We start from the raw sequence: 23,124 nt of genomic DNA, 5'->3' as shown, positions 1-23,124 counted from the left end.
GCGGCGTGAGCACGCACTTCTACACGGCATCCAGCCTCGACGGCTTCATCGCCACGACCGACCACTCGCTGCACTGGCTGCTGCACCAGGACATCGACGAGGCCGGCCCGATGCACTACTCCGCGTTCATCGACGGGATCGGCGCCTTGGCGATGGGCGCGTCCACGTACGAATGGGTCCTCGCGCACGACGACGGGCCGTGGCCGTACGCACAGCCCACGTGGGTGTTCACCCACCGCGACCTGCCCGTGCGCGGCGAGGCCGACATCCGCTTCGTCCAGGGCGACATCCGCCCCGTGCACGCGGCGATGACGCAGGCCGCGAAGGGGAAGGATGTCTGGCTCGTCGGCGGCGGAGAGCTGGTCGGCGCTTTCGCGGACGCCGGCCTGCTCGACGAGGTGTGGGTGCAGTTCGCGCCGGTCACGCTCGGCGCAGGTTCTCCCCTCCTGCCCCGGGCGCTGGACCTGGAACTGATGGAGGTCGCGCGCAACCGCAGCTTCCTGTGCGGCCGATACCGCGTGCGCGGGCCGCTGCCGCCCGCGGGACGGTGACGCCCCACCCCTAGGATGGGAGCCGATGTCCACCACTATCTCCTTCACCAAGGGCCACGGCACCGGCAACGACTTCGTCATAGTGCCCGACCCCGACGGTGCACTGGACCTGACCGAAGATCAGGTCGCCGCGCTGTGCGACCGGCACTTCGGCGTCGGCGCCGACGGCGTCCTGCGCGTGGTCCGCAGCGCCGCTATCGACCCGGCGCAGGCCGCCGGCGGCGCCGAGTGGTTCATGGACTACCGCAACGCCGACGGGTCGACAGCGGAGATGTGCGGCAACGGCATCCGCGTATACGTGCACTACCTGCTCCAGAGTGGCCTCGCCGCGCTCGGCGACGACGGCATCCTCATCGGCACCCGCAACGGCGCGCTGCGGGTCACCCGCAGCGACCTCGGCTACGAGGCCGACCTCGGCCGGTTCCGCCTCGAGCGCGGCGACGTCCTCGTCCGCGCCCGCGGGCTGGATGTCGCGCGGCCAGGCCTCGGCGTGGACGTCGGCAACCCGCACGTCGTGGTGGCACTGTCGTCCGAAGACGAGCTGGCGGGCCTCGATCTCACCGCGCACCCGATTCTGGATCCGGCGCCGCCGGCGGGGGCGAACGTGGAGTTCGTGGTCCCCGCCGACCCGCTCGTGACCGGCGACGTCGGCGCCGTGCGGATGCGCGTGTTCGAGCGCGGTGTCGGCGAGACGCTCAGCTGCGGCACCGGCGTCGCGGCCACGGCGCTCGCCGTGCGGGACTGGGCCGGCAGCGGCGCGCCCGACCGGTGGACGGTCGACGTGCCCGGCGGGCGGCTGGGCGTGCGCATGGTCGACGGCCACGTGCTGCTGTCGGGGCCGGCGACCCTGGTCTACTCCGGGCAGTTCACTCTCGCGTGACCGCCGACCCGCCTCCGGTCAGGGCAGGTCGATGACCTCGGTGGGCGGCGTGCCGTGCCGGCGCACCTTCAGCACGCGGTAGCCGCGCCCGGTGGCCGCCCGGTGCACGGTGTAACCCTGCCCGAGCGTCGCGGCAAGCCACCGCTGCAGCGAATCCGAGCCGAGATTGCGCTGCACCACGAACCAGCCGTCGCTGCGCAGGTCCAACCGGGGGATCCAGCGCAGCAGCATGTCGTGCAGTTCGCTCTTGCCCACCCGGATCGGCGGATTGGAGCGGATGCCGCGGAACACAATGTCGTCGGGAACATCGTCGGGCCGCACGGCGCGCACGTTGTCCAGGCCGAGAGCGGCGGCGTTGCGCCGGACGAGATCCAGCGAGCGCTCGTTCACATCCACCGCCCACACCGTCGCGTGTGGCGAGTCCAGCGCGACGCTCAGCGCGATCGGCCCCCAGCCGCAGCCGAGGTCCAGGATGTCCCCGCCGGGAGGAGGAGGAGGCGTGTTCGCCAGCAGCACTCCGGTCCCGGCATCCAGTCGATCCGGACTGAACACCCCGCTCGCGGTCGTGACCTCGACGTCGCGGCCGGCCAGCCGCACCACGATGGTGCGGAGGTTCTCGGCACTGGCTGGCGACGCGCTGAAGTAGTGGTCACCGCCCATGACGTTTCAGCGTAGCGGAAGCGCGGGACCCCGCGCCGACTAGAGTGGTGCGAATGGAGGAGCGCGCCAGCGAGAACCCCGTCGACCCGGTGGACCGCGTCCTCGCGCGCGCGGACGCGCACTCCGGCGTGCGCGTGTTCGGCGCCGCCCAGGCGCTGCAGGATGACGCGACCGCCGACGAGCAGGGGCGCGACCCGTACGACGGCGACCAGTGGGACCGGCAGGAGCGCGCGGCGCTGCGCCGCGTTCCGGGCCTGTCCACCGAGCTCGAGGACGTCACCGAGGTCGAGTACCGGCAGCTGCGACTGGAGAACGTCGTCCTGGTGGGTGTGCACCCGCAGGGGGAGCAGGAGGACGCCGAGAACTCGCTGCGCGAGCTCGCCGCCCTCGCCGAGACGGCCGGTGCCGTCGTGCTGGACGGCGTCCTGCAGCGGCGCCCGCACCCGGACCCCGCGACGTACGTCGGCCGCGGAAAGGCGGAGGAGCTGCGCGGGATCGTCGCGGCCGTGAACGCCGACACGGTGATCGCCGACACCGAGCTGGCCCCCAGCCAGCGGCGCGCGCTCGAGGACGTCGTGAAGGTCAAGGTGATCGACCGGACCACCGTGATCCTGGACATCTTCAGCCAGCACGCCAAGAGCCGGGAGGGCAAGGCCCAGGTGGAGCTGGCCCAGCTCGAGTACCTGCTGCCGCGGCTGCGCGGCTGGGGCGACTCGATGAGCCGGCAGGCCGGCGGCCAGGTGGGTGCCGGCGGCGCCGGGATGGGCTCGCGCGGACCCGGTGAGACGAAGATCGAGCTGGACCGCCGCCGGATCCGCACCCGGATGGCGCTGCTGCGACGGCAGATCCGCGACTTCGGTCCCGCGCGCGCCGCCAAGCGGGCCGAGCGGCATCGGCACACCGTCCCGTCCGTCGCCATCGCCGGCTACACGAACGCCGGCAAGTCGAGCCTGCTGAACCGGCTGACCAGCGCCGGCGTGCTCGTGGAGAATGCGCTGTTCGCGACGCTGGATGCCACGGTGCGCCGCTCCGAGGCATCCGACGGCCGCGTCTATACGCTCACCGACACGGTCGGCTTCGTCCGCAACCTGCCCCACCAGCTCGTCGAGGCGTTCCGCTCGACGCTGGAGGAGGTCGCCGACGCCGACGTGATCCTGCACGTCGTGGATGCCGCGCACCCCGACCCGGCCGCGCAGCTGGCGACGGTGCGCGACGTGATCGGCGATGTGGGCGGCCGCGACATCCCCGAGGTCGTCGTGTTCAATAAGGCCGACCTCGTCGACGAGGACGCCCGGCTCGTGCTGCGCGGACTCGAGCCGGCCGCCCTGTTCGTCTCCAGCCGGACCGGAGAGGGCATCGAGCAGCTGCGTGCCGCGATCGAGGCCGCGCTGCCGCTGCCGGCCGTCGAGGTCACCGCGCTGGTCCCGTACGACCGCGGCGACCTCGTCTCGGCCGCACACGAGACCGGGATGATCCTGTCGCAGCGCCACGAGGAGGGCGGCACCCTGCTGCACGTGCGCGTCGGCGCGCAGCTGGCGGCGCAGCTTGCCCCCTTCGCCGTGCCCGCCTGACGAGGCGTCAGGAGAGGGCCAGCGGGGGCACGTCGGCCGGCGTGAACCCGAACACGGCGCCGAGGAACGCGAGCTCCTTCTCGAGCACGTCGATCACGGTCTCAGTTCGGCGGAACCCGTGTCCCTCACCCTCGTACAGCACGTATGCGTGCGGGATCCCGCGCTCGGCCAGAGCCGCCCGGATGGCCTCCGCCTGCGCCGGCGGAACGACCGGGTCGTCCGCGCCCTGCAGCAGCAGCACCGGTACGCGGAAGCGCTCCGGGCGCGACAGCGGCGAACGCTGCCGGTACAGGTCCTCGGCCTCCGGCAGCGGGCCGATCAGCCCGTCGAGGTAGCGCGCCTCGAAGTCGTGTGTGTCGGCGGCGAGGGCCCGCGCGTCGCCCACCCCGTACCGGGAGATCCCGGCGGCGAAGACATCCGTGTCCGTGAGCGCCGCGAGCACCGTCCAGCCGCCCGCCGAGCCGCCGTCGATCGCCAGACGGCCGGCGTCTGCGTGCCCCGCCGCCGCGAGCCCCGCCGCTGCGGCCGCGACGTCGTCGACGTCCACGACGCCCCACTGGCCGCGCAGGCGCTCGCGGTACGCGCGGCCGTACCCGGTCGAGCCGCCGTAGTTCACGTCCAGCACGCCGATGCCGCGGCTCGTGAAGAACGCCGTCTTCGCCGACGCCGCGGGAGCGGTGTGTGACGTGGGGCCGCCGTGCACGAGCACCAGGTACGGAGGCCGTTCGCCCGCCGGGCCCACGGCGTCCGGGCTCGTCGGCGGGTACTCGAACGCGTGCACGGCGCCGTGCGGCCCGTCGAACGTCACCGCCTGCGCGGCCGGCGTCCACGCCGCGTCCCAGCCGGCGGATCCACCCGCCACCCGCTCCGGCCGGTCCGGGCGGTCCAGGTCCACGACCCACACCGCGGTCGGTGTGAAGGCCCCGGCGGCGGTGAGCAGCACGCGGGTGCCGCGGATGTCCTCGATCGACACGTCCGCGGTGGCATCCAGCGCCAGGGCGGACTCCGCCTGCGTGGCGGGGTCGAGGACCACGACCTCGTCGCCGCCGTTCGTGCGGACCGCGACGATCCGCCGGTCCGGCAGCGGACGGTACCAGCGCCTGCCGAGGACCCACACCGGCCCGCCGGTGTCGGCATCCGCGACCGACACCGCGGAGCGCTCGAGGCCGGCCGACAGGCGCACCCGCCACAGGTTCCAGCGGTCGCCGGCGTCATCCGCGTACACGAGGGTATCGGCGTCGACCCACTCCGGCTGCAGCACCGAGGAGTCGCCGCCCGCCACCGTCACCGGATCGCCGGGGCCGGTCAGGGGCCGCACCCGCAGCTGCGTGCGGTCCCACGGCATGTCCGGGTGGTCCCACGCGATCCAGGCGAGTCGAGTGCCGTCCGGGGACAGGGCGGGGTGCGCGACGAAGTCGCTGCCCGACGCCAGCGACAGAATCCGGGGGACGGCCTTCGGGACGATCTCCACGATGTCCCGGACCGGGACCGGCGCGCCGGTGTGCGTCTCGCGCACGGCCAGCAGCCGGTTCTGCTGCCAGGTCAGGCCCCCGTACCGCTGGCCGCCCTTCTGCGGCGTGAGCGCGCGGGTCCGCCCGCCGGCGAGCTCCCAGACCCGCTGATCCGTCTTCTCGACGAAGAAGAGGCGACCGTCCCCGGCCGCTGTCCATGCGCCGCCGCCGTATTCGTGCACGCGCGACGCCACGTTCCAGGGGGAGGGAAGCAGGATGCCGTGGCGGCGGGAGCGCACCGTCATCCGGCCGCCCTCGGCAGGCACCGACTCACCCCACCACACGTCGTCGCCGACGAACCGCGCCCCGTCGATGCGCGCCGCGGATTCGGCCGCCAGCTGCGCGGTGATCGGTGACGGCCAGGAGCCGAAGGGAAGGGTCTGCGCCATGCACCCCACCGTAACCCGGACGCGTCGGGATGGCCCCGTGGGCCGTCCCGACGCGGCGCGGCCCCGGTCAGACCGCGCGCAGCACCGCCACGACCCTGCCGAGGACGACGGCGTCGTCGCCGAGGATCGGCTCGAACGCGGAGTTGCGGGGCAGCAGCCACGTGTGGCCGTCGCGCTGGCGGAACGTCTTGACGGTAGCCTCGCCGTCGAGCATCGCCGCGACGATGTCGCCGTTGTCGGCGGTCGCCTGCGCGCGTACGACGACCCAGTCGCCGTCGCAGATGGCCGCGTCGATCATCGACTCGCCCTGCACCTTCAGCATGAACAGGTCGCCCTTGCCCACGAGCTGGCGCGGGAGCGGGAAGATCTCCTCCACCTGCTGCTCGGCGGTGATCGGCACGCCCGCCGCGATGTGGCCGACCAGGGGGACGAGCGCCGCGTCGCCGACGGCGGTGGCGGTGTCGGCGGGATTCTCGGTGGACACCCCCGGCAGGTCGATCAGTACCTCCATCGCACGCGTCTTGCCGGCATCGCGGCGCAGGTAGCCGCTCAGCTCCAGCTGGTTCAGCTGGTGCGTCACGCTGGACAGCGACTTCAATCCCACCGCGTCGCCGATCTCGCGCATGCTCGGGGGATAGCCGTACCGGGCGATCGAGCGCTGGATGACCTCCAGGATCGCCATCTGCTTGTCGCTCAGACTCTTGCGCCGGCGCGTCTGCCGCCGCGGCTTCACGCCGGCCCCGCCGCCATCCTGCATCGCATCGCTCATGTCAGCTCCCGTCGTGCCGCGCACCGCAGCGTCTTCGAATGTCGGAGGTCCGTGGTGGGGTGTCCTCATCGAAACGGTATCCGCTTCCGGAGCGGATCGAGGGCAGCCGCAAGGCGTGTCGCCTTCGATCCGATTCGGAAGAGATTCCCACTTGACAGACTACACAATCGAATCTAGATTCGGAAGAGAGATTCGGGAGAGTGCCTCCCGGCCGAGGCTCCCTCCCGAATCTCTGGCCCGGACCGGCGCCGCACACGCGCCGGACCGGAACACCGAGGAGGAGCAATGAGCACTATCGGCATCAGCGTGGCACCCGCCGCCACGACGCGCCTGCGGATCACCCGCCGCGGTCGGCGCGTGCTCGCCGCCGTCGTCGCGCTGCCCATCGCCGTCGCCCTGGCCGCCTCGATCATCGGCGGCGGATCGGCACTCGCATCGCGAGAGAGCGGCGCCCCCGCGAGCAGCTTCGCCACCGTGACCGTGAACGCCGGGGAATCGCTGTGGACGATAGCCCAGCGCGTGGCACCCCGCGCCGACCCCCGCGACGTCGTGGACGCCGTCGTCCGGCTGAACGCCCTGCAGGGGGTCACCGTCGTGCCCGGCCAGGAGCTGGCGCTTCCGCCGGAATATGCACCGGCCCGGTGACCTGCCGTCGCGCGCTCTACGATGGAACGCGTGAGCGCCCGACTCGACGACCTGCCGATACGTGACGACCTGCGCGGACTGACCCCGTACGGCGCCCCGCAGGCTCCTCTTCCCGTCGCCCTGAACGTTAACGAGAACACGCACCCGGTGCCCAAGGAGGTCGCCGACGACATCCTCGATTCCGTCGCCCTCGCGCTGCGGGACGTGAACCGCTACCCGGACCGTGAGTTCACACAACTGCGGGAGGGGTTCGCGGAGTACCTCGGGCACGGACTCACCGGAGACCGGATCTGGGCCGCGAACGGCTCGAACGAGGTGCTGCAGCACCTGCTGCAGGCGTTTGCGGGGCCCGGCCGCACGGTGTTCGGGTTCGGCCCCACGTACTCGATGTATCCGCTGCTGACCCGCGGCACCGGCGGCACCTGGGTGGCGGGGGAACGCGGCCACGACTTCACGGTCGACGCTGAATCGGCGGCCGCGCAGGTCGCGGACGTGAGGCCGGATGTCGTGATGCTGTGCTCACCGAACAACCCCACCGGCACCCCCATGCCGATCGACGTGATCGAGGCCGTGTACGACAGCACCGACGGGATCGTGATCGTCGACGAGGCGTACTTCGAGTTCGCGCCGCGTGACGAGCGCTCCGCGCTCACCCTGCTGCCGGACCGCGAGCGCCTGGTCGTCTCGCGCACGATGAGCAAGGCGTTCGCGTTCGCCGGCGCACGCGTCGGCTACCTCGCCGCCGACCCGGCCGTGATCGACGCGCTGCGCCTGGTCCGGCTGCCGTACCACCTCAGCGCGCTGACCCAGGCGGCCGCGTCGGCGGCCCTGCGGCACGCGCCGACGATGCTCGCGGCCGTCGACGACATCATCGCCCAGCGCGACCGGATCTCCGCCACGCTCACCGCGCTGGGGTATACGCCGTACGAGTCGTGGACGAACTTCGTGCTGTTCGCCGGCGTCGACGACCCCGCCGCGACATGGCAGGCGCTGTACGACCGCGGCGTGCTCGTGCGCGACGTCGGACTGCCCCGGAGCCTGCGCGTCACAGCCGGGACGGAGGAGGAGACCAGCGCGTTCCTGGACGCGCTGGCCTCGATAGACTCGGCGTCATGACCAGCCGCGACGCCCGCACCGCCTCCCGCACCCGCACCACGAGCGAGTCGACGGTCGAGCTCGAGCTGAACCTCGACGGCACCGGGGTGGGCCGGATCGACACGACGGTGCCGTTCTTCGACCACCTGCTGACCGCGTTCGCGAAGCACTCGCTGACGGATCTGACCGTCCGCGCGTCCGGCGACACCGACATCGACGCGCACCACACCGTGGAGGACGTCTCGATAGTGCTCGGTGACGCCATCCGCGAGGCGCTCGGCGACAAGTCCGGCATCTCCCGGTATGGCGACGCGCTCGTCCCGCTCGACGAGGCGCTGGCCCAGGCCGTCGTCGACATCAGCGGACGCCCCTACCTGGTGCACGACGGCGAGCCCGACGGCTTCGCACTGCACCTCATCGGCGGCCACTTCACCGGATCGCTCGTGCGTCACTCGTTCGAGGCCATCACGTTCCACGCCGGCCTCACCACGCACGTGCGGGTGCTCGGCGGTCGCGACCCGCACCACATTGCGGAGGCCGAGTTCAAGGCGTTCGCCCGCGCGTTCCGTCAGGCCAAGGCGCACGACGAGAGCGTCGTCGGCATCCCGAGCACCAAGGGCGCCCTGTGACGGACCGCCCCCTGGTCGCGGTCCTGGACTACGGGTCCGGGAACGTCCACTCCGCCGTGAAGGCGCTGGATGCCGCCGGCGCCGACGCGCGCCTGAGCGCCGACCGGGGCCTCGTGATGGATGCCGACGGACTCGTGGTGCCCGGCGTGGGTGCGTTCGCCGCCGTGATGGCGGCGCTGCGCGGCATCCGCGCCGACGAGCTCATCGACCGCCGGCTGGCCGGCGGGCGCGCGGTGCTGGGCATCTGCGTGGGCATGCAGGTCCTGTTCGAACGCGGCGTCGAACGCGGCGCCGACACCGAGGGCCTCGGCCAGTGGCCGGGGACGGTCACGGAGCTGGATGCCCCGGTGCTGCCGCACATCGGCTGGAACACGGTGCAGCCCGATCCGGGCAGCCGCCTGTTCGCCGGCATCGAGGACGAGCGCTTCTATTTCGTGCACTCGTTCGCGGCGGCCCGGTGGGAGCTCACGCCGCAGCCGCCGCTGCCGTCGCCCCGGCTCACGTGGTGCACGTACGGCACCCCGTTCCTTGCGGCCGTGGAGAACGGCCCGCTGTCGGCGACCCAGTTCCACCCGGAGAAGTCCGGGGCCGCGGGCATCCGCCTCCTGTCCAATTGGATCGGCGGCCTGGGTCGGGCTACCCTGTGACCTCGTGCCCAGTGATTTCGCCGCCACACCCGAATTGATCCTGCTGCCCGCTGTCGACGTCGCGGGCGGCAAGGCTGTCCGCCTCACCCAGGGTGAGGCCGGCAGCGAGACCGACTACGGCGATCCCGTCGAAGCGGCCCTCGAGTGGGCCCGGCAGGGCGCCGACTGGGTGCACCTGGTCGACCTGGACGCCGCGTTCGGACGCGGCAGCAATACCGCCGTGCTGCGCAAGGCGATCAAGGCCGTGCGCGGCGTGCAGGTGGAGCTGTCCGGCGGCATCCGCGACGACGCCTCCCTGGAGGCGGCGCTGGAGTCCGGCGCCACGCGCATCAACCTCGGCACCGCCGCCCTGGAGAACCCGGAATGGGCGGCCCACGTCATCGGTCGGTACGGCGACGCCATCGCCGTGGGGCTCGACGTGCGCGGCACGACCCTCGCCGCCCGCGGCTGGACCCGCGAGGGCGGCGACCTGTGGACCGTGCTGGAGCGGCTCGAGGACGCCGGGTGCAGCCGCTACGTCGTGACCGATGTCACGAAGGACGGCACGCTGCGCGGCCCGAACCTCGACCTGCTGCGGCAGATCACCGAGCACACCCCCAAGCCCGTCGTCGCCTCGGGCGGCGTGGCGAGCCTGGACGACATCATCGCGCTGCGCGAGCTCGTGCCCGCCGGCGTCGAGGGCGCGATAGTGGGCAAGGCGTTGTACTCCGGCGCTTTCACGCTGGCCGAGGCCCTGGATGTCGCACGCGACTGACCACTGCGGCCACGAGCCGAACACCGGCGACTCCGCCGGGGTGCCCTGGGCGGGCCGCAGCTTCCAGCCCAACGCCAGCTCCGGCGACGACGGGTCCGCGGACCCCGCGCTGCTTGCGGCGCTGACGGCGTTTCCCGCGGACGGGGATCCGGTGCCGGTCGTCGAGGCCTACCGCACCGCGCGGCTGCTGATCCCGCTGGTCGCCGAGAAGGGCGACGAGGGCGTCGGCCCCACCGGACTGACCGTGGACAAGACCCAGGAACTGTCGATCGTCACGGTGGCCGCCCCCGACGGGCGCCGGGTGCTGCCCGTGTTCACGTCGGTGGACTCGATGCGGCGCTGGGATGACGCCGCCCGGCCGGTCCCGGTGCAGGGCGTGCGCACCGCCCTGGCCGCAGCCGACGACGACACCGACCTCATCGTGATCGATCCCGGCTCGCCCACCGAGCACGTGCTGCGCCGGCCGGCGGTGTGGGCTATCGGACAGCAGCTCCCGTGGGAGCCCAGCCACCGCAGCCCCGAGGTGTTCGCCGGACTCCAGGACAGCGTCGGGCGGGAGCTCGCCGTCCTGGACCTCCAGGTGGCGTCCGGAGACCCCACCGCGCGCCTGCGCGGGCCGGAACTCATCGTGCACCTGAAGCTCGTGGAGGGCCTGGACCAGCAGCAGCTGGATGCCGTCCTCGCGCGGCTGGCGAAGCGCTGGGCGGCCGACGACCGGATAGCGACGCTCGTGGACTCGCTCAGCGTCAGGCTGAGCCGCTGAGCCCGGTCAGCTGACCGGGCCGGTCCACTTCTCGCCCGGCCCCTTGCCGATCGGGTCGGGGATCGGGGACGCCTCACGGAACGCGAGCTGCAGCGACCGCAGCCCGTCGCGCAGCGGGGCGGCGTGTGCGCTGCTGATCTCCGGGGAGCCGGCGGTGATCAGCCCTGCGAGGGCGTTGATGAGCTTGCGGGCCTCGTCCAGATCCAGCTGCGCCTCCGGGTCGTCCGCGAGCCCGAGCTTGACCGCGGCGGCGCTCATCAGGTGGACGGCGGTGGTGGTGATCACCTCGACGGCGGGAACATCCGCGATGTCCCGGGTCGCGGCCGCTGCGGCGCGCTCCTGCTCGGCCCACCGCGCCTGCCGCGCGGCATCCTGATCGGACTGGTCCGGAATCGTGTTCACGTCGCACTCTCTGCTAGACTAGGCGGGTTCCGGGGCCGTCTGGCTCCGGGGCGAAAGAGGATCACATCCCACCCGCGCTTGCCGTTCCAGGCTACCGGGTCGTTGCACTCCGCCGGTTCGCCGGCAGTCAGGGTGCGAAGCCGGTGCGTGGCGCACCGTGCGGGTGGCGTGTGGCCGCCTGCGACGCATCCGTGTCGCGGGAACCCGCACGACAGAGGAGTTCCGCATCAGCGATCCCCGCACCAACGAGCGCATCCGCGTCCCGGAGGTCCGACTCGTCGGACCCAACGGTGAGCAGGTCGGCGTCGTCGCCATCCAGGTTGCGCAGCGTCTGGCTCAGGAGGCAGACCTCGATCTCGTCGAGGTCGCGCCCAACTCGAAGCCTCCCGTGGTCAAGATCATGGACTACGGGAAGTTCAAGTACGAGGCCGCGCAGAAGGCCAAGGAAGCCCGTCGCAACCAGGCCAACACGGTCCTCAAGGAGGTCCGCTTCCGCCTGAAGATCGAGGCGCACGACTACACGACCAAGCTCAAGCGCGCCGAGGGGTTCCTCCAGACCGGCGACAAGGTGAAGGCCATGATCCTTTTCCGCGGCCGTGAGCAGTCGCGCCCGGAGCTGGGTGTGCGCCTGCTCAAGCGCTTCGCCGAGGATGTCGCCGAGTTCGGCACCGTGGAGTCCAGCCCCCGGATCGACGGCCGCAACATGGTGATGGTGATAGCGCCGCACAAGAACAAGTCCGAGGTCAAGACCGAGCAGAACGCTCAGCGGGCCGCGCACAAGGAAGCGGCGCGGCAGGCGAAGGCCGGTCCTGCGGACACCCCGGCGGCCGACGCCGCCCACTAGCCCCCACGCTCCCGCACCGCGGGATGACCATTCCCGCTTTTCGGGATGCACAACGAAGGAAGAGAAATGCCGAAGCAGAAGACGAACTCGAGCGCCAAGAAGCGCTTCAAGGTCACCGGCAGCGGAAAGATCATGAAGCAGCAGTCCGGCATGCGTCACCACCTCGAGGTGAAGCCGAGCCGCCGCACCCGTCGCCTGAACAAGGACGAGGCGATCTCGAACGCCGACGCGAAGAACGTCAAGAAGCTCCTCGGACGCTGACGCGACCGATTGCATGTGAGGAAGAAACGAAATGGCTAGAGTCAAGCGGGCCGTCAACGCCCAGAAGAAGCGTCGCGTCATCCTGGAGCGCGCCTCCGGCTACCGGGGTCAGCGTTCGCGCCTGTACCGCAAGGCGAAGGAGCAGGTCACCCACTCGCTCGTCTACGCGTACCGCGACCGTCGCCGCCGCAAGGGCGACTTCCGTCGCCTGTGGATCCAGCGCATCAACGCCGCCAGCCGCCAGAACGGCCTGACCTACAACCGCTTGATGCAGGGCCTGCGTCTGGCCGATGTGCAGGTGGACCGCCGCATGCTCGCCGAGCTGGCCGTGAACGACCAGGCCGCGTTCGCCGCGCTCGTCGCGACCGCGAAGAAGGCGCTGCCGGAGAACGTGAACGCCCCCAGGGCGTGACCCGAGCCGTCAGGAAGGGCGTCCCTCCCGCCGGAGGGGCGCCCTTGCCGCATGCCGGCGCGGTGCCCGCCCTAGACTGAAGCGGTGCTGGAGAACCCCCGATCGCCCCGGGTGCGCTCGGTCGCCCGACTGGCCAAGCGCCGCGTCCGCGACGAGACCGGGCTGTTCCTGCTCGAAGGCCCCCAGGCGGTCCGTGAGGCGCTGACCTACCGGCCGCACGGCATCGTCGAGCTGTTCGCCACGCCCACCGCCGCCGAGAAGCACACCGACCTCGGCCATCACGCCGCCGACGCCGGGATCGAGCTGACCTACACGACCGACCATGTCCTCGCGGCGATGGCCGACACGGTGACCCCGCAGGGCGTCCTCGCGGTGGCGCGCCAGTTTCCCGTCCGTGTCGCCGACGTCCTGGCGGCCTCGCCGCGCCTGCTGGCCGTGTGCGAGCAGGTGCGCGACCCCGGCAACCTCGGCACCATCATCCGGGCCGCCGACGCCGCGGGGGCGGATGCCGTCATCCTCACCGGTCGGACGGTCGACCCGTACAACCCGAAGGTCGTCCGGTCCACCACCGGCTCGCTGTTCCACGTGCCGATCGCCGTGGGCGGCGAGCTCGCCGACGTCACCGCCGCGGCCCGCGCCGCCGGGCTGTGGATCGTCGCCGCCGACGTCAAGGGCGACGACCTGCTGGCCGCCCGCGAGTCCGGGGCGCTCGCCCGCCGGACCGCATGGCTGTTCGGCAACGAGGCGCGCGGCCTCGACGACGATGCGCTTCCGCTCGCCGACGCCGCGCTGCGCCTGCCGATCTATGGGCAGGCCGAATCGCTGAACCTCGCCACCGCCGCCAGCGTCTGCCTGTACGAATCGGCGTTCGCGCACCGGGCCTCGGTCACGGATCGATAAACGTCCGGGCCGGGTATCGCGAATTTCCTCGGACCTTCCATAGGGTTGTCTGCATGACCCCCGCAGACACGGCTCCGGCGACGTCGAACATCTCGGTGCGGCGGGGCGACCCCCTGGTCGTCGTCGAGAACGTGCAGAAGCACTACGGCGATTTCCAGGCCCTCAAGGACATCGACCTGACCGTGAACCGCGGCGAGGTGGTCGTCGTGATCGGCCCGTCCGGGTCCGGCAAGTCGACGCTGTGCCGCACCATCAACCGTCTGGAGACGATCACCAGCGGCACCATCACGATCGACGGCGCCCTGCTGCCCCAGGAGGGCAAGGGTCTCGCGCAGCTGCGCAGCGACGTCGGCATGGTGTTCCAGTCGTTCAACCTGTTCTCGCACCTGACGATCCTCGACAACGTCACCCTCGGGCCGATCAAGGTCCGCAAGATGCGCAAGGCGGACGCCGAGACCCAGGCCCGTGCCCTGCTCGACCGCGTGGGCGTCGCGCAGCAGGCCGAGAAGCTTCCCGGACAGCTCTCCGGCGGTCAGCAGCAGCGCGTCGCGATAGCCCGCGCGCTGGCCATGAACCCGAAGGTGATGCTGTTCGACGAGCCCACCAGCGCCCTGGACCCGGAGATGATCAACGAGGTCCTCGACGTCATGGTGGGCCTGGCGCAGGACGGGATGACGATGATCGTCGTCACGCATGAGATGGGCTTCGCACGCAAGGCCGCCGACCGCGTCGTGTTCATGGCCGACGGGCAGATCGTCGAACAGGCCACGCCCGAGGAGTTCTTCACGAACCCGCAGTCGGCCAGGGCCAAGGACTTCCTCTCGAAGCTCCTGACCCACTGACCGAGATCCCCCCACAAAGGAGAAACACATGCGCACCTCACGCATCATCGCCGGGCTGAGCCTGGCAGCCGCAGCCGCCATCGCCCTCACCGGGTGCAACGGCGCGGGACCGGGAACCGGCGGCACCGGTGACGGCGGCAACGCCGGCGGCAGCACCCCGTGGACGGTCGCCACGAGCGTCGACCTCACCGGCAGCCCGACGTACGACAACATCAAGAAGAACGACAAGATCACGATCGGCGTGAAGGAGGACCAGCCGGGCCTGGGCTACCTCGACACCACGACCGGGAAGCGCACCGGCTTCGACGTCGACATCGCCCGCTGGATGGCGGCGTCCCTCGGCTACGGCGAGGACAAGATCACGTTCAAGCCGATTGCGTCGGCGAACCGTGAGCAGTCCATCGTGAACGGCGACATCGACTACTACGTCGGCACGTACTCGATCACCGACAAGCGCAAGGAGCAGATCTCGTTCGCCGGGCCCTACTTCATCACCGGGCAGGGGCTGCTGGTCGCCAAGGACAACACCACGATCACCGGCGAGAAGTCGCTGACAGCCGACGACGTCGTCTGCTCGGCCACCGGCTCGACCTCGATCCAGCGGATCAAGTCCGACACGCCCGCCAAGACCAAGGAGTACGACACCTACTCCACCTGCGTGCAGGACCTGCTGCAGGGCCAGGTGGACGCGGTGACCACCGACGAGGCGATCCTGCTGGGCTACGCGGCCCAGGACCCGGAGCACCTGAAGACCGTCGGCGACGTGTTCAGTGAGGAGCGCTACGGCATCGGCCTGGCCAAGAACGACGCCGCACTGCAGACGTTCTTCAACAACGTGCTCACGAACGGGCACGACGTGTGGCAGAAGATCTTCGACAACAACCTCGGCGCATCGGGTGTGAAGGCAGACCAGCCCGCCGTCGACCCGGTCGGCTGATCGGCAGCGGCGGCGGCGCCCACGCGCCGCCGCCGCACCACCGTCCCCGCCGCGCCCTGCGGCATCCGCGGTCCGCGAACGAAGGGAGCCCGATGGAGGGCATCGCATCCCTGTGGGTGCAGGCGATCATCGGCACGCTGGTCCTGTTCTTCGGAGGCGGGATCATCGCGCTGATCCTCGGGGTGCTCGTGGGCGCCATGCGGGTCTCGCCGATCCCGATCGCCCGCGGCGTCGGCGCCGTCTACGTGAACTGGATCCGCAACACCCCGCTGACCCTGGTGATGTTCTTCTTCGCGTTCGCGATTCCGATCCTGCTCGGCCAGCGCATCAACGCGATAGCGCTCGCCACTGTCGCCCTCGGCATCTACACCGCCACGTACGTCGCCGAGACGATCCGCTCCGGGGTCAACACCGTCCCGGTGGGACAGGCCGAGGCCGCCCGCGCCCTCGGCCTCACGTTCGGCCAGGTGATGAGCCTGGTCGTGATGCCGCAGGCCTTCCGCTCGGTCGTCCCCCCGATGATGAGCGTGCTCATCGCCCTCCTGAAGAACACCACGGTCGCGGCCGGGTTCTCCGTGCTGAACCTCGGCTCGGTCTCCGCGAACCTCAGCGAGCACCGCGAGGCCGGCGGCACCGGCAACATCTTCCTGGAGATGGTCTCCGGCGCGAACCAGCTGCTCACACTGCTGCTGATCGCGGCGATCTTCGTCGTCCTGGTGCTGCTGCTGGCGTGGCTGCAGCGCGTGCTCGAGAAGAAGTGGAGGGTCGAGCGATGAGCTCCGTCCTGTACGACGTGCCCGGCCCCCGCGCACGGCTGCGCAACCGCATCCTCGGCATCGCCACCGTCCTCGTCGTCCTGGCCCTTGCCGGCCTCGCCGTCTGGCGGATGTTCGCCACCGGCCAGTTCACGGCGCAGAAGTGGTCGCTGTTCACGTACACCCGGCCGTGGCTGCTGCTGTTCGAAGGCCTGCAGCACACCCTGTCCGCGTTCGTCGTCGCCGCCGTCGGCGCACTGATCCTCGGGTTCATCCTCGCCGTCGGGCGCCTGTCCGACCACGCGTGGGTGCGCGGGCCGGTCGGCTGGATCGTCGAGATCCTGCGCGCCGTCCCGGTGCTGATCTTCATGATGATCCTGTACTACGGCCTACCCGTGGTGGGCGTGCGGGTGGACCCGTACCTCGCGGTGGTCGTCGCGCTGATCGCCTACAACGGGTCCGTCCTCGCCGAGGCGCTGCGCGCGGGCGTGGAATCGCTGCCGCGCGGCCAGAAGGAGGCCGGCTACGCCATCGGCCTGCGCAAGAACGCCGTGATGCGCCTGATCCTGCTGCCGCAGGCGGTGCGCGCGATGATGCCGGTGATCATCTCGCAGCTGGTCGTCGCGCTGAAGGACACCGCCCTCGGGTTCATCATCACGTTCCCCGAGCTGCTGTACGTCATCAAGCTGCTCGGCACGCAGATCGACTTCGGCTCGCCGCAGGTGCCCGCCGCCATCGTCGGCGGCACCGTCTACGTCATCCTGTGCCTGATCCTGTCCTACATCGCCTACCGGGTGGAGAGGAGCATGCGCCGCTCGCCGAAGCTGCGGGCGGCGCCGGTGGCGATCGAGGGCGCGGGCGGCGACGCCGTCACGATGACGGAGATGATAGCGGTGCAGCGCCGCGGCGGCCGCCGGCGCAACGGCTGACCCGGCGGGGTCGGCCGCGCGGCGCCGGTAGACTCGACTCTCGTGTCCGACGACGTTACCGAGATCACCCCCGAGGCGGTGGATGACGCGGTCCAGGCCGCGCTGCAGGCCATCGCCGCCGCCGCCGACACGGCGGCGCTGAAGGCCGCGCGGGCTGCGCACGCCGCGGAAGGCTCGCCGCTGGCGCGCCTGAACGCGCACATGCGCTCCGTCCCGCCCGAGCACAAGGCGGCATTCGGCAAGCTCCTCGGGCAGGGCCGTGCGCAGGTCGGGCAGGCGCTGGCCGCGCGCGAAGCGGAGCTGGAGCAGGCCGAGACCGCGGCACGGCTTCAGGCTGAGCGGGTGGACGTCACGGCACTGGCATCGCACGCGCGGGTCGGCGCGCGACATCCGCTGACCCTCCTGCAGGAGGAGATCGGCGACATCTTCATCGGCATGGGCTGGGAGGTTGCCGAGGGCCCCGAGCTCGAGCACGAGTGGTACAACTTCGACGCCCTGAACCTCGACCCCGACCATCCCGCGCGCCAGATGCAGGACACTTTCTACGTCGACCCGCCCGAGCGTCACCTCGTGCTGCGCACGCAGACCAGTCCGGTGCAGATGCGCTCGATGCTGACCCGTGAACTGCCGATCTACGTCATCTCGCCCGGCCGGGTCTTCCGCACCGACGAGTACGACGCCACGCACCTGCCGGTGTTCACGCAGGTCGAGGGTCTCGTCGTGGACGAGGGCATCACGATGGCGCACCTGAAGGGCACGCTCGACCACCTCGCACAGCAGCTGTTCGGCGCCGAGGCGAAGACCCGGCTGCGCACGAACTATTTCCCGTTCACGGAGCCGTCCGCGGAGTTCGACCTGTGGCATCCCACGTTCAAGGGCGGCGCGCGCTGGATCGAATGGGGCGGCTGCGGCATGGTCAACCCGAACGTGTTGCGCGCGGCCGGGATCGACCCCGAGGTGTACTCCGGCTTCGCGTTCGGCATCGGCGTGGAGCGGGCGCTGATGTTCCGCAGCGATGTGCAGGACATGCGCGACATGGCCGAGGGCGACATCCGTTTCAGCGAGCAGTTCGGGATGGTGGTGTGATGCGCGTCCCCCTGTCGTGGCTGCGTGAATACGTCGACGTGGCGCCGGGCACGACGCCCGCGGACGTCCTGGCGGCCCTTGTGTCGGTCGGATTCGAAGAGGAGGACGTGCACCGGTTCGAGGTGACCGGCCCGGTCGTGGTCGGTCGGGTGCTCGAGTTCGTCTCCGAACCGCAGACGAACGGGAAGACGATCAACTGGTGCCAGGTCGACGTGGGCGAGGCGCACGGCGGCGTGCGCGGCATCGTCTGCGGCGCGCACAACTTCGACGCCGGCGACAAGGTCATCGTGACGCTGCCCGGCGCGGTGCTGCCGGGCCCGTTCCCGATCGCCGCGCGCACCACGTACGGACACGTCTCGGACGGCATGATCGCCTCGGCGCGCGAGCTCGGCCTCGGCGACGAGCACGCCGGCATCCTGCGCCTGGTCGACCTGGGCCTGGACGCGCCGGTCGGCGCGGACGCGATCCCGCTGCTGGGCCTGGACGACGTCGCCGTGGAGATCAACGTCACCCCCGATCGCGGCTACGCGCTGAGCCTGCGCGGCGTCGCGCGCGAGTACGCGCACGCCACCGGGGGCACGTTCCGCGACCCGGGGGAGCGCGCGTGGGACCAGCTGCAGCAGCCCGACGGCGGGTTCGCCGTCGCGGTGGAGGATGACGCGCCGATCCGCGGCCACGCCGGCGCGAGCGAGTTCGTCGCCCGCATAGTGCGGGGGGTGGATGCCGCGGCCCCGACGCCGCCGTGGATGATATCGCGTCTTGTGTTGGCCGGGATCCGCTCGATCTCGGTGCTCGTGGACATCACGAACTACGTCATGCTCGAGCTCGGCAACCCCGTGCACGGCTACGACCTGGACACGCTGACCGACGGGATCACCGTCCGGCGCGCGCGCCCGGGGGAGACGCTGACGACGCTCGACGATCAGGTGCGCGACCTGCATCCCGAGGACCTGCTGATCACCGACGGGTCGGGCCCGATCGGCCTGGCCGGCGTGATGGGTGGCGCGGCCACCGAAATGAGCGCGACCACCGTGAACGTGCTGATCGAGGCGGCCACGTTCGACCCGGTGACGATCGCACGCACCGCCCGCCGGCACAAGCTTCCCTCCGAGGCCTCCCGTCGCTTCGAGCGCGGAGTGGACCCGCTGATCCCGTTCGTCGCCGCGCGGCGCGTGGCCGACCTGATGGTGCAGCTGGCCGGCGGCACGCTCGACCTCGAGGTGGGCGGCGCCCTGTTCACCGCGTACGAGCGGGAAGCCATCGCCCTGCCGAAGCCGTTCGTGCCCGGGCTGGTCGGCGTCGACTACGACGATGCCGAGATCACGTCGTCGCTGCAGACGATCGGCGCGGACGTGTACGACGCGGACGACCGCTGGCTCGTCACGCCCCCGTCCTGGCGGCCCGACCTCACCGACAAGTGGACGCTCGCCGAGGAGGTCGCCCGCATCCAGGGGCTGGACCGGGTCCCGTCGGTGCTGCCGACCCCGCCCGCCGGGCGCGGGTGGACCGCGGACCAGAAGGGCCGCCGCCGCGTCGCGAACGCGCTCGCGGCGGCCGGCCTGGTCGAGACGCCGTCGTTCCCGTTCACGACCGCCGCGCACAACGACCTGCACGGCTCGGCCGACGGCGCGCCGCAGCCGAGCGTGAAGCTCGCGAACCCGCTCGACGGCAGCGCCCCGTACCTGCGCCGCTCACTCGTGCCCGGACTCCTCCAGGTCGCGCACCGCAACGCGGCCCGCGGGTTCACCGACCTCGCCCTCTACGAGCTGGGGGCGGTGTTCCTGCCCGAGCCCGGCGTCGCCTACGGCACCGCGGAGGTGCCCGCGCCCGCCCGCCGCCCCGACGACGCGACGCTCGCCGCCCTCGACGCCGCGCTGCCGGCCCAGCCGCGCCGCGTGGGCGTGCTGCTGACGGGGAACAGGATCGCCAAGCAGCCGGACCGGCTCGCCGAGCCGTTCACGCTCGTCGACGCCGTGGACGTCGTCCGCACTATCGCCGCCGCCGCCGGATCCGCCGTCGAGATAGCCCAGGGTCAGCGTGCGGCGCTGCACCCGGGTCGCACCGCCACCGTCACCGCGGGCGGCCGCGAGATCGGCTACGCCGGCGAGCTGCTGCCGGATGTCGCCGCCGACGCCGACCTGACCGGCCGCGTGTACGTCGTCGAGCTCGACCTGGACCAGCTCCTGGCCTCCGCCGGCGACGCGGTGGTGGCGACATCCCTGTCCGCGCACACGCCCGCCACACAGGATGTCTCGCTCGTGGTGCCCGTCGAGGTACCGGCGGCCGCCGTCCGCGCCGCGCTCGTGGACGGCTGCGGGACGCTCCTGGAGTCGCTGCGCCTGGTCGACGACTACCGCGGGCAGGGGATCGCCGACGGCACGAAGAGCCTGACGTTCGCGCTGCTGTTCCGGGGAGCGGACCGGACCCTGACGGCGGCGGACGCCACCGCGGCGAAGCTGCAGGGCGTCGAGCTTGCCGCCGAGCGGTTCGGGGCGAGGCTGCGCGACTGACGGCGGTGCACGCCGCGGGTCCGCGCGGATAGGCTCGAGCCGATGAGCGAATCGACCGAACCGGCCCTGCGGATCAGCGGACTCGCCAAGCGATTCGGCGACAAGGTCGCCGTGGCCGGCATCGATCTCGACGTGCCCACCGGCTCGTTCTACGGGCTCGTCGGCCCGAACGGCGCCGGCAAGACGACCACGCTGTCGATGGCCACCGGGCTGCTGCGCCCGGACGCGGGCACCGTTGCCGTGCACGGCATCGACGTGTGGCGCGACCCGGTCGCCGCCAAGCGCATCATCGGCAACCTCGCCGACGGCGTGCGCCTTTTCGACCGGCTCACCGGTGAGCAGCTCATCACGTACACCGCCATGATGTTCGGCATCCCGCGCCCCGAGATAGCGCCGCGGGTTGACGACCTGCTGACGATGATGGACCTGCGCGAAGCTGCGGGCACGATCGTCGCGGACTACTCCGCCGGCATGACGAAGAAGGCGGCGCTGGCGTGCGCGCTCGTGCACGCGCCGCGGATGCTCGTGCTCGACGAGCCGTTCGAGTCGGTCGATCCCGTGTCGGCCGCGAACATCGAGGACGTGCTGCGCAGCTACACCGCGTCCGGCGGGTCCGTGATCGTCTCCAGCCACTCGATGGACCTCGTGCAGCGGATGTGCGACCACGTCGCCATCCTCGCCGCCGGACGGGTCCTCGCGGCCGGCACGGTCGACGAGGTCCGGGCCGGCGCGAGCCTGCAGGAGCGCTTCATCTCGGTGGTGGGCGGCCGGCACGACACAGCGGGGCCCGCATGGTTGCGACAGTCCTGAGGCTGCGCTACCGGGTCCTGCTGAACACGCTCAGCCGCAGCCCGTGGCAGCTGGTGGGGTTCCTGTTCGGGATGCTGTGGGCGGCCGGCGTGCTGCTCGCTGTCCTGACCGGGCTGATAGCGCTGGCGGTGCTGCAGGGCCCGGCGCCGGCGCGGATCGTCGCCATCCTCGGCGGATCGGTGCTCGTCGCGGGCTGGGTGATCGGCCCGGTGCTGATCGCCGGCACCGACACCACGGTGGATGCCGGCCGCCTCGCGCCGTTCCCGCTGACCCGGCGCCAGACGATGCTCGCGCTGGCCGGCACCGGACTGACCGGCATCCCCGGCATCGCCACGGCGATAGCCGCTCTCGGCACCGCGTCGCTGTGGATGCGATGGCCGGCCGCCGCGCTCGTGAGCGTCGTGGGTGCGGTGATCGGCGTCGGCACGTGCGTCGTGGCCGGCGCGCTCATCACGACGCTGTCGGCCGGGCTGGGCGCGCGTCGTCGCGGCCGGGAGGTCGTCGGCACCGTCGTGCTCGGCCTGCTGATCTTCAGCGGCCCGATCGTGATGACCGCGATCGGGGTGCTGGATGCCACCGGCGCACCGCTGCACCGTCTGGCGCAGGCCGCGGAGGTGCTCAGCTGGACGCCGCTGGGTGCGGCCTGGGCCCTGCCCGCCGACCTCGTCCTCGGCGCGGGGTTCGCCGCGCTCGGCAAGCTCGTCGTCGCGGCCGGCACCCTCGCGGTGCTGTGGATAACGTGGGCCAAGGCGCTCGAGGCGTCCGTCGACGCGCCGCCGCGGCGTGAGGTCCGTGCCGTGAAGGCCGGTGCGCTCGGGCTGTTCGGCCGGATGCCGACGGGCGGGGTGGGGGCGATGTGGGCCCGCTGCCTGACCGCGTGGACGCGGGATCCGCGGTACCTGCGCCAGCTCATCCTGGTCCCGCTGCTGCCGCTCCTGTTCGTGTTCACAGCAGGCCCGGGCACCCCGCCGTTCCAGGCGTCCGCGGTCCTGGTGGCGTTCGTGCTGGCGATCGTCGGATACACCGACGTCTCGTACGACGGCACCGCGTTCGCGGCCGTCCTCTCCAGCGGTGTGCGCGGGTGGCAGGATCGGCTCGGCCGGATGCTCGCGGCGGCCTCCGTCGGCATCCCGGCCATTGTGGTCGTGGCGGTGATCACCGCGGCCGTGGGCGACGCGTGGCGGACGCTGCCGGCGGTCCTGGGTGCGGCGCTTGCGCTGATGCTGGCAGGGTATGCGGCGTCGGCGGTCTCGTCCGCCCTGATCGTCTCACCGGTGCCCGCCGCCGGGGACAGCCCGTTCCGGACCGTGCCCGGGCAGACGTTCGTCAACGGTCTGCTGGTGTTCGTCGTGATGGCCGCCGTGCTCGCGATAGCGGCCCCGTCGCTCGTGCTCGCCGTCATCGGCGTGCTCGGCCAGAACCTGCTCCTGGGATGGATGGCGCTGACGGTCGCGCTGGTGCTCGGGACGGCGGCGATGGCGGTCGGCGTGACGGTGGGCGGACGGATCCTGGACCGCACCGGACCCGACCTGCTGCAGCGCATCAAGGCGTTCCCCACCCGCTGACGCCGCG

At 71.7% G+C, this 23,124-nt stretch carries 25 protein-coding genes; 21 read left to right on the top strand and 4 right to left on the bottom strand.

All coding sequences use genetic code 11. The features are described from left to right. The first annotated feature begins 5 nt into the window (after positions 1-5). Together GH740_RS07910 and dapF are read left to right on the top strand one after the other, a co-directional pair. Positions 6-551: a dihydrofolate reductase family protein gene (locus GH740_RS07910; RefSeq protein ID WP_367641096.1), complete on the top strand. Its 546-nt coding sequence runs from the start codon at positions 6-8 to the stop codon at positions 549-551. 25 nt (positions 552-576) lie between these two features. After that, positions 577-1,431, top strand: a complete 855-nt coding sequence (dapF, locus tag GH740_RS07905) for a diaminopimelate epimerase (RefSeq protein WP_153745588.1) — start codon at positions 577-579, stop codon at positions 1,429-1,431. Between the two features lie 18 nt (positions 1,432-1,449). Here the strand turns inward: dapF and GH740_RS07900 are convergent, their stop codons facing one another. Then, a complete protein-coding gene (locus tag GH740_RS07900; RefSeq protein ID WP_153745587.1) occupies positions 1,450-2,091 on the bottom strand; it encodes a class I SAM-dependent methyltransferase in 642 nt (213 codons plus the stop codon). A gap of 53 nt (positions 2,092-2,144) precedes the next feature. On the opposite strand from GH740_RS07900, the gene hflX reads away from it, so the two are divergent. Beyond that, positions 2,145-3,662 carry a GTPase HflX gene (gene hflX, locus GH740_RS07895; protein ID WP_153745586.1) on the top strand — a complete coding sequence of 506 codons (1,518 nt, stop codon included), beginning with the start codon at positions 2,145-2,147 and terminating at the stop codon, positions 3,660-3,662. A 7-nt stretch (positions 3,663-3,669) separates the two neighbouring features. On the opposite strand, the gene GH740_RS07890 is transcribed toward hflX, so the two are convergent. Next, positions 3,670-5,562 carry a prolyl oligopeptidase family serine peptidase gene (locus GH740_RS07890; RefSeq protein ID WP_153745585.1) on the bottom strand — a complete coding sequence of 631 codons (1,893 nt, stop codon included), beginning with the start codon at positions 5,560-5,562 and terminating at the stop codon, positions 3,670-3,672. A 67-nt stretch (positions 5,563-5,629) separates the two neighbouring features. After that, positions 5,630-6,331: a transcriptional repressor LexA gene (gene lexA / locus GH740_RS07885; RefSeq protein ID WP_153745584.1), complete on the bottom strand. Its 702-nt coding sequence runs from the start codon at positions 6,329-6,331 to the stop codon at positions 5,630-5,632. A gap of 285 nt (positions 6,332-6,616) precedes the next feature. Between lexA and GH740_RS07880 the strand changes: the two genes are divergently transcribed. The 6 genes from GH740_RS07880 to GH740_RS07855 are packed head-to-tail and all read left to right on the top strand — an operon-like array spanning position 6,617 to position 10,864. Further along, positions 6,617-6,976, top strand: coding sequence for a LysM peptidoglycan-binding domain-containing protein (locus tag GH740_RS07880; RefSeq protein ID WP_153745583.1), 360 nt, complete (start codon positions 6,617-6,619; stop codon positions 6,974-6,976). A 21-nt stretch (positions 6,977-6,997) separates the two neighbouring features. Then, positions 6,998-8,092, top strand: a complete 1,095-nt coding sequence (locus GH740_RS07875) for a histidinol-phosphate transaminase (RefSeq protein WP_153745582.1) — start codon at positions 6,998-7,000, stop codon at positions 8,090-8,092. Further along, complete coding sequence (gene hisB, locus GH740_RS07870) at positions 8,089-8,700, top strand: imidazoleglycerol-phosphate dehydratase HisB (RefSeq protein WP_153745581.1); 612 nt, start codon at positions 8,089-8,091, stop codon at positions 8,698-8,700. The genes GH740_RS07875 and hisB overlap by 4 nt, the downstream gene beginning before the upstream one ends. Further along, positions 8,697-9,347, top strand: a complete 651-nt coding sequence (hisH, locus tag GH740_RS07865) for an imidazole glycerol phosphate synthase subunit HisH (protein ID WP_367641092.1) — start codon at positions 8,697-8,699, stop codon at positions 9,345-9,347. Before hisB ends, hisH begins: the two co-directional genes overlap by 4 nt. Positions 9,348-9,351: 4 nt before the next feature. Continuing rightward, on the top strand, positions 9,352-10,101 hold the full coding sequence (gene priA / locus GH740_RS07860) for a bifunctional 1-(5-phosphoribosyl)-5-((5-phosphoribosylamino)methylideneamino)imidazole-4-carboxamide isomerase/phosphoribosylanthranilate isomerase PriA (protein ID WP_367641090.1): 750 nt from the start codon (positions 9,352-9,354) through the stop codon (positions 10,099-10,101). Then, complete coding sequence (locus tag GH740_RS07855) at positions 10,085-10,864, top strand: SseB family protein (protein WP_153745580.1); 780 nt, start codon at positions 10,085-10,087, stop codon at positions 10,862-10,864. Before priA ends, GH740_RS07855 begins: the two co-directional genes overlap by 17 nt. A 6-nt stretch (positions 10,865-10,870) precedes the next feature. Here the strand turns inward: GH740_RS07855 and GH740_RS07850 are convergent, their stop codons facing one another. Further along, entirely contained in the window at positions 10,871-11,266 is a 396-nt protein-coding gene (locus tag GH740_RS07850) for a DUF1844 domain-containing protein (RefSeq protein ID WP_367641088.1), read from the bottom strand. A gap of 163 nt (positions 11,267-11,429) precedes the next feature. Here GH740_RS07850 and infC point away from each other — a divergent pair, with 163 nt between their 5' ends. The 12 genes from infC (at position 11,430) to GH740_RS07790 (ending at position 23,117) form a co-directional block, all read left to right on the top strand. Further along, positions 11,430-12,110, top strand: a complete 681-nt coding sequence (gene infC / locus GH740_RS07845; protein ID WP_367641086.1) for a translation initiation factor IF-3 — start codon at positions 11,430-11,432, stop codon at positions 12,108-12,110. 66 nt (positions 12,111-12,176) lie between these two features. Further along, the gene (gene rpmI / locus GH740_RS07840) at positions 12,177-12,371 is read left to right on the top strand and encodes a 50S ribosomal protein L35 (protein ID WP_153745579.1); all 195 of its coding nucleotides are present in this window, start codon (positions 12,177-12,179) and stop codon (positions 12,369-12,371) included. A gap of 31 nt (positions 12,372-12,402) precedes the next feature. Beyond that, positions 12,403-12,783: a 50S ribosomal protein L20 gene (rplT, locus tag GH740_RS07835; RefSeq protein WP_153745578.1), complete on the top strand. Its 381-nt coding sequence runs from the start codon at positions 12,403-12,405 to the stop codon at positions 12,781-12,783. A gap of 84 nt (positions 12,784-12,867) precedes the next feature. Beyond that, positions 12,868-13,683, top strand: a complete 816-nt coding sequence (locus tag GH740_RS07830) for a TrmH family RNA methyltransferase (protein ID WP_367641083.1) — start codon at positions 12,868-12,870, stop codon at positions 13,681-13,683. Between the two features lie 113 nt (positions 13,684-13,796). Continuing rightward, a complete protein-coding gene (locus tag GH740_RS07825) occupies positions 13,797-14,525 on the top strand; it encodes an amino acid ABC transporter ATP-binding protein (RefSeq protein WP_172978340.1) in 729 nt (242 codons plus the stop codon). Between the two features lie 28 nt (positions 14,526-14,553). After that, complete coding sequence (locus tag GH740_RS07820; RefSeq protein WP_153745576.1) at positions 14,554-15,462, top strand: glutamate ABC transporter substrate-binding protein; 909 nt, start codon at positions 14,554-14,556, stop codon at positions 15,460-15,462. Between the two features lie 92 nt (positions 15,463-15,554). Continuing rightward, positions 15,555-16,238, top strand: a complete 684-nt coding sequence (locus GH740_RS07815; protein ID WP_153745575.1) for an amino acid ABC transporter permease — start codon at positions 15,555-15,557, stop codon at positions 16,236-16,238. Beyond that, entirely contained in the window at positions 16,235-17,146 is a 912-nt protein-coding gene (locus tag GH740_RS07810) for an amino acid ABC transporter permease (protein ID WP_153745574.1), read from the top strand. Before GH740_RS07815 ends, GH740_RS07810 begins: the two co-directional genes overlap by 4 nt. A gap of 42 nt (positions 17,147-17,188) precedes the next feature. Continuing rightward, positions 17,189-18,232: a phenylalanine--tRNA ligase subunit alpha gene (gene pheS, locus GH740_RS07805; RefSeq protein ID WP_367641080.1), complete on the top strand. Its 1,044-nt coding sequence runs from the start codon at positions 17,189-17,191 to the stop codon at positions 18,230-18,232. Beyond that, on the top strand, positions 18,232-20,742 hold the full coding sequence (pheT, locus tag GH740_RS07800; protein WP_153745573.1) for a phenylalanine--tRNA ligase subunit beta: 2,511 nt from the start codon (positions 18,232-18,234) through the stop codon (positions 20,740-20,742). The genes pheS and pheT overlap by 1 nt, the downstream gene beginning before the upstream one ends. A gap of 42 nt (positions 20,743-20,784) precedes the next feature. Further along, positions 20,785-21,552 (top strand): ABC transporter ATP-binding protein, encoded by a 768-nt coding sequence (locus tag GH740_RS07795; protein ID WP_153745572.1) that lies wholly within the window; start codon positions 20,785-20,787, stop codon positions 21,550-21,552. Beyond that, positions 21,534-23,117, top strand: a complete 1,584-nt coding sequence (locus GH740_RS07790; RefSeq protein ID WP_153745571.1) for a hypothetical protein — start codon at positions 21,534-21,536, stop codon at positions 23,115-23,117. Before GH740_RS07795 ends, GH740_RS07790 begins: the two co-directional genes overlap by 19 nt. Positions 23,118-23,124 lie beyond the last annotated feature (7 nt).

The sequence above is a fragment of the Microbacterium sp. SYP-A9085 genome (assembly GCF_009649635.1).
GTDB lineage: Bacteria > Actinomycetota > Actinomycetes > Actinomycetales > Microbacteriaceae > Microbacterium.
Note: the sequence above shows the minus strand (reverse complement) of the source record. Positions and strands in the feature narration are given on the sequence as shown.